A 6,602-nucleotide genomic window follows, 5' to 3' on the forward strand; every position below is an offset into this window, starting at 1 on the left:
GAGCCGCTCTATCTCTTTGTTTTCATGCAATTCCGGACGAAAAACCGCTGCGCATTTTTCCTGGAATTGCTCCAGGGTTTTCCACTCCATATTTGAACGGAAGCGGCTTCCTGCCCAACGTTGGTATCAATTGCAGCTGGGCAGCTGCTGCGCGTAGATCCGCGTCATGCCGTTGAAGCGCCTGGCGCCGGCGAGAGCGGTCGAATTGCCGCGCCACGATCCCTGCAGGTAGCCCTTCGGCCCTGAGTAATAAGCGAGATAGAGATCGTAGGAATTATTCAGGGCAACGCCCGTCTGCAGGTGGGTCTGGTAATGATACCAGCCAACGAAGTCGATGGCGTCGGCGAAATTGGTGCGGCTTGCCGTCCAGTTGCCCGTCTCGCGTTTGTACTTGTCCCACGTGCCGTCGAGCGCCTGCGAGTAGCCATAGGCGGTCGTCGGGCGCTTCCAGGGAATGAAGCCGAGCAAATAGCGCCGCGGCGGACGGGCGCGAGGCCGGAAACCGGATTCGGTATAGATCGTCGCCATCAGGATCGGCACCGGCACACCATATTTGCGTTCCGTCCGCTCTGCCGCCCGCTGCCAATTGTTGAACCAGCCGTCGCGCTGGTCGAAGATCGCGCAGATGTTGCGGGTGTGCGACGGTGCGGTGGCGCAGCCCGCCAGCGCACCGAGCAGCATTACCGCCAGAATGGAAAGGACGCGGCTACGCATTACTAGAACCTCTTCATTGCTGCGCCGTGCGTCTTCCGGAGGCACAAGGTACGCAGCAACAACCTGCCGGCGCATGATCCCTGCCAAAAATTCGAAACCGAGCTTTTGACGGACACACGCTCATGAGATTGCTAGCGCGGAATGATTAAAAACGGGTTGTTGGCCTGTGCCGAAATGAGGCGATTTCAGGGTGTTTTCATGGATTTGCTACGTTGCGTCATGCCATGCGCACCATGTCTTCACGGCGGATTTCATAGAGAAGCGGTTTGCCCTTGATGAAGCGGATGGCTTCGTCCACCGCCATCTCGCCGAGGCGGGTCCGTTCCAGCCCGACGGCACCGGCAATATGCGGCGTCAGGAAGACGTTCGGCAGCTCGTAAAACGCCGAGGTGGCCTCCGGAATTTCTGGATCGGTGACGTCGATGATAGCGTCGATACGCCCGGTCTTTAGGACGGCGATCAGGGCTGCTTCATCCACCAGCGCGCCGCGTGCCGTATTGATGAACGTCGCGCCCTTCTTCATCAGCGAGAGGCGTCGGGCGTCGATCATGTGCCGTGTGGCGGGCAGCGAAGGCGCATGCAGCGAGACGATGTCGGCCGATGCCATCAGTGTGTCCAGCTCGGCCTTTTCGACACCGAGGCGTGCCGCTTCTGCGATATCGACCAAGGGGTCATAGAGCAGGATGCGGTAGTTGAAGGGGGCAAGCAACTCGATCACCCGCCGGCCGATCCGCGAGGCGCCGATGATGCCGATGGTGCGGCCGTAATTGCCGATGGCGTCGGTCTGCATCGGTATAGTCCGATTGCGGTTGCGGTCGGCAACGTAGAAATCACGGAACCGGAAGACCTTCTTGCCGGCAAAGATGATGGCAGCAAGCGTAAATTCGGCGACCGGAAGCGCGTTGGCCTGCGCGGCATGGCTGACGAGAATGCCGCGATCGAAGAGGCTGTCGCCGAGCAGGCCTTTCACTGTGCCGGCCGCGTGGACCACCAGTTTCAGATGCGGCGCCTGCGCCAGTGCGGCAGCATCGATCGTCGGCGAACCCCAGCCGGTGATCAGGATTTCGGTTTCCGCGAGCAGCTTGGCCGCACGCTCATCCTCGAAACTTTGCATCGGTGCGGCATCGAGCACACGGCCGATGGCACCGAGGCGTTGAATGAGTGCGTCCGGCAGAACATGCTGCGTGCGTGACGGCAGCATGGCAAAGGCGATGGCCGGGCGACTGGAGAGGGATGGCGTCATGGCAGGCGACCCGGTGCCTCGATGGCGCTGACCGTGACGCCCTTATCTTTAATGAGTGCGCGCAGCGCATCGATATCGGGTTTGGCTGGCGGCTTGCTCCAGGCGTGATCGACAGCGGATGGGTCTTTCGCCGCAAGCACGGCGGAGATGAGAATGGTCTCGCCAGCCGGAATTGTGCCACGCAGCTGCGGCACCAGCGTTTTGGAAACGATGAGATTGGTGTTCGGCGGGGCCTTCTGCGCGACGCCTTCGCGAGGGATCGTCGAGCCGAGGTCGAGAATACCGCTGAAATCCTCTTCGCCGATGGCATAGGCGGCACCGGTCGTGGAGGAGAGCGTGTCGGCTTCGAAATCCCGCCGCGCGATGGCAAAGCCGCCTTCGGCCGTCTGCAGCGGCCGCGGCGTGTTGATCCTATGCAGGCGGATGTGCCAGGGCGCAGCCGGCGCCAGCCAGGTCTCCACTGTCACATCCGGATAGGGGGACCATTTGGCATAGAGCGTATCGCCGGCAAGTTTCGCCTCTTCATTTGTTTCGCGCACGCGGTAGTGCAGGCCGTCATCGCTGAAGGCGAGCATGCTGTCGAAGGCGCCGCCGGTAAAGATGCGTTCGTCGCTTTCAATGCTGAAGCCGTAGCGGGTGGAATAGGCAAATTTCGAATATTTCTCGGCGCCGAAGCGCATCTGCTGGTTTTCCTGGCCGGAGGAGAGTGCCACGACATCATCCCTACCACGCAGCAGGACCATGCCGGGATGCTTTTGCGGGATGATAGCCGGCTCATTTTCCGGGGCCTTTTCTTCCGCTGTCCAGAATGGATGCGTTTCAGGCAGCGCCAAGGGCAAGAAGGCCTTGAAAGCCCAATAGGGGGAGCCGGCGGAATTGTAATTCTCCGACATCAGCAGGTTGGGATAGGCAAAGCCGATCGGCAGGGTGCCGTCGCGATGGGCGATCGGCTTGTCGGCCCACCAGCGCAGATGCCGGAGGCACAGGCCCTTGATTTCGCCCCATGGCAGCGCCTCGACATCGGCAAAGGCGAGCGCCGACCAGAAGCCGGCGCAGGCGAAGCGATAGGTGAGGCTGCGGCCGAAGGGGATCGTGGCGCCATCGGGCGCGAACCAGTGGCGGAAATCCCTCGCGAAGAGAATTGCGCGTTCGCGATAGCGATTGGCGCGATCGTCATCCACCAGCTTGGAATAGATCAGCCCATAGAAATGCATGGCGAAGGGAATGTAGTGGTCGATGCGCCGGATATTGCCGTCGCGATACCAGCCGTCAGCGATGTAGAAGCCGTCCAGTTCGTTCAGATAGGTTTCGGTCAGGCTGCGGTCGAAGGAGACGCCGAGCCGATCGAGCGCGATATCGACGAAGATGCGGAAGAATTTCCAGTTGTTGTCGGCATAATCGAAGGTACGGGCGTGCTTGAGATAGGCAATCAGATTGTCGCGGGCGCGCTGATCGAGCGGTTCCCAGATCTTTTCCGGCACGAGGGCTAGCGCGAAGCCGAGGGCTGCCAGCTCGACCATGCGCTGGTCGCGGCCGTTGACCGTGCCCCAATATTCCGGATGCTTCGGATCGACACCATTGGCGAGACCTGCGGCGTAACGATCCCAATGGCGGAAGTCGCCGCCACCGACGCCGAGTGGCGCCAAGCCCCAGAGCGGGCGGGCGAAACCCTCGAGATCGGCGGCGGCGCGGTCGAAGTGCGCGCCTGCGCCATCGATGCGGACGCGGGCATTGCCTTGCGAAAAATAGGGCAGCAGCGGATCGAACAGATCGGTCAGCGCGCGGCGCATGTCCGGGAGGGTTTTCAACGGGTTGCCGGCAAGCGGATTGGAGCTGGCGGGGTCATAGATCATCGGTTCGGCCTTCTCGATCGTTTCCGCGGTGGGATTGAGCTTCAGGTTTCGGGTGGCAGCGTGCCGCCGGCGATCGGCTGGACGCCGTGGCAGATGTGGCGGGCCGGCGCATCGCGATCGCGGAAGCGTGCGATCATCAGGCCAATCGCTTCACGACCGAGGGCTGCGCGATCGACGCGCATGGTTGCCAGCCGAGGATTGGTCATCAGGGCGCAGGGAAGATCGTCGAAGCCGACGATGGCGAAATCCTCCGGCACCCGCAGGCCGGCTTCAATGACGGCGTCGAGCACGCCGACGGCGATGAAATCGTTCATGCAGAAGGCGGCGGTATAGCCTTTGTCTGCCGCAAGGATCTCGGCGGTCTTGTCGTGGGCTTCCTGGCTGGAGCTGCCCCTGAAATTCATCGGCATGATGCGGCCTTCAGCGCCTTCCACCGAAGCGATCGCCGCTTCGAAGCCGCGGATGCGCTCGCGGATCGTCTGGCGATGCGAGCCGGTCAAATGCAGGATGCGGCGGTGACCGGCATCAAGCAGGCGCCCGGTCGCGTTATAGGCGCCGAAGAAATTCGAGGGTGAAACGCCGTCGAAGCGCAGCTTCGGATCGGTGCCGTTGACGAGCACGGTCGGCGTGCCGCTGGCGTCGAGCCACCGGCAGAGCTCTTCCGAGGGGTCGATGCCAACGAGGAAGAGACCATCGGCGCCGGCGGTCTGCAGATACTCCTTCACCAGTTCCGGTTCCGTTCTTGCCTCGCGGATGAGGCGGATGTCGAAACGCATTCCGCGCTCGGCAGCGCCTGCGCGAAGGCCCTCCAGAATACCCTCATAGAAGACGCTGAGGCCGCCTGTGACGCTGTCGCTGGCGATCAATGCCAGGCCACCGGCCGCCGTCTCGGCTGCGGTCTTCAGCGGATAGCCGAGATCGCTCGCTACCTTGAAGATGTGCTGGCGGATCGTCTCGCTGATGCCGGGTTCATTGGTGAGGACCCGCGACACCGTCGAGACGGAGACGCCGGCGGCAGTGGCGATGTCGGCCTGCCTGATGCGTTTGGAGCGAATATCGTTCATATCGCAAACGCTATGCAAAATTATGCAAATTTGCAACAGAAAGATTTTTTATTGCACTGTGCAAGGAAGTTGCATATCGTCGCGCAGACTTGTCCGCTCAAGGCGTCGGGGAGATCGCCGCGGATGACAACGCAAGAGAAGGAGGAATCTCATGCGCATGAATCGTCGTTCGTTCATGATCGGAGCTGCCGGAACCGCAGCTGGTCTTGCCTTCGGGGGAAGCGCAATGCCCGCCTTTGCCGATACGACGCAGCTTCGGGCAATGTGGTGGGGTTCGCCCGATCGCGGCAAGCGCACCGTCGCCGTTGCCGAGCTGTTCCATAGCAAGAACCCCGATCTGTCCGTCATCGGTGAGAGCATCAGCGGCGACGGCTACTGGGCCAAGCTCGCGACGGGAATGGCCAGCCAGAACATCGCCGATGTCTTCCAGCTCGAGCCGAGCACGATCTCTGATTATTCGAAGCGCGGCGCCTGCATGCCACTCGACCAGTTTGTGCCCTCGACGCTGAATGTCGACAGCTTCGGCAAGGACGTGCTGAAGCTGACCACAGTCGACAACAAGCTTTATGGCGTCGGTCTCGGGCTGAATTCCTTTGCGATGTTCTATGACGAGGACATGTTCAAGAAGACCGGCCTGACGCCGCCCGGTCCGACGACGACATGGACGGAATATGCCGATCTCGCGGTGGAAATGACCAAGGCTGCCGGCAAGCGCGGCTATTGGGGCGGCCCTTATGGCGCGCGCTACAATTATGTGCTCGATGTCTGGCTGCGCCAGCGCGGCAAGAGCCTCTTTACTGAGGAGGGCGGGCTCGGCTTCGGCGTCGACGACGCCAAGGAATGGTACAGCTATTGGGAAGATCTGCGCAAACGCGGCGGCACGGTCTCCGCCGATGTCCAGACGCTCGACCAGAACGTCATCGAGAGCAACTGCCTGGCACTCGGAAAATCGGCGATCGGCATGGCCTATTCCAACCAGCTGGTCGGCTATCAGCTCGTGGTCAAGAGCAAGCTCGCCGTCACCACGCTGCCGCGCGAAAAGAAGGACGGCCCCTCCGGTCACTATTATCGCCCCGCACTGATCTGGAGCGTCGGCGCCACCAGCAAGAACGGCGAAGCGGCGGCGAAATTCATCAATTTCTTCGTCAACGATGTCGACGCCGGTAAGATTCTCGGCGTCGAGCGCGGCGTGCCGATGTCGCCCGCCGTACGCGCCGCCATCCTGCCGACACTCAATCCGGTGGAGCAGCAGACGGTGCACTATATCGAGCTGTTGAAGGATCAGGTCGGTACTTATCCCGTACCGGCGCCGCTCGGCTCCCAGGAATTCGACGCGAACGTCGCCCGCCCCGTCGCCGACCAGCTCGCCTTCGGCAAGATCACGGTCGCCGAGGCAGCGCAGCGGCTGGTGGAGGAAGGTGCGACGAAGCTGAAGCGGAAGAGCTGATAAGGCCGATTATGTGGATGGCTGTCAGGCCAGTTCGGCTATGCCTTGATTTTGTGCCTGGCCCCTCACCCCAACCCTCTCCCCGCAAGCGGGGCGAGGGGGTATCGTGCCTCACTTAGCTTCAGTCTCCTTGACGATCGGCGGTTTCTTGATCGTTCCTTCTCCCCGCTTGCGGGGAGAAGGCTAGAGCGGTTCAGATTTTGTTTGAATCGTGGATTCCCTTTTGATGTCGAATATGATTCAAGATGCTGGCTGAGAGGAGGTCAGCATTGATGGTCGCA

The 6,602-nt window shown here is 61.5% G+C and carries 5 protein-coding genes; 1 reads left to right on the forward strand and 4 read right to left on the reverse strand.

Annotated features, from left to right (window positions below; all coding sequences use genetic code 11):
• Positions 1-126: 126 nt before the first annotated feature.
• The 4 genes from PH562_RS24905 to PH562_RS24920 all read right to left on the reverse strand — a co-directional run bounded on the left by PH562_RS24905 (position 127) and on the right by PH562_RS24920 (position 4,874).
• On the reverse strand, positions 127-714 hold the full coding sequence (locus tag PH562_RS24905; protein ID WP_113231365.1) for a transglycosylase SLT domain-containing protein: 588 nt from the start codon (positions 712-714) through the stop codon (positions 127-129).
• A gap of 217 nt (positions 715-931) precedes the next feature.
• Positions 932-1,957, reverse strand: coding sequence for a hydroxyacid dehydrogenase (locus PH562_RS24910; protein WP_285176387.1), 1,026 nt, complete (start codon positions 1,955-1,957; stop codon positions 932-934).
• The gene (locus tag PH562_RS24915; protein WP_285176389.1) at positions 1,954-3,810 is read right to left on the reverse strand and encodes a DUF2264 domain-containing protein; all 1,857 of its coding nucleotides are present in this window, start codon (positions 3,808-3,810) and stop codon (positions 1,954-1,956) included. The genes PH562_RS24910 and PH562_RS24915 overlap by 4 nt, the downstream gene beginning before the upstream one ends.
• 41 nt (positions 3,811-3,851) lie before the next feature.
• Entirely contained in the window at positions 3,852-4,874 is a 1,023-nt protein-coding gene (locus PH562_RS24920; RefSeq protein WP_285176390.1) for a LacI family DNA-binding transcriptional regulator, read from the reverse strand.
• Between the two features lie 151 nt (positions 4,875-5,025).
• Here PH562_RS24920 and PH562_RS24925 point away from each other — a divergent pair, with 151 nt between their 5' ends.
• The gene (locus PH562_RS24925) at positions 5,026-6,321 is read left to right on the forward strand and encodes an ABC transporter substrate-binding protein (protein WP_285176392.1); all 1,296 of its coding nucleotides are present in this window, start codon (positions 5,026-5,028) and stop codon (positions 6,319-6,321) included.
• Positions 6,322-6,602: the final 281 nt, after the last annotated feature.

Origin of the sequence: Rhizobium centroccidentale (genome assembly GCF_030182565.1) — a bacterium.
Taxonomy (GTDB): Bacteria; Pseudomonadota; Alphaproteobacteria; order Rhizobiales; family Rhizobiaceae; genus Rhizobium.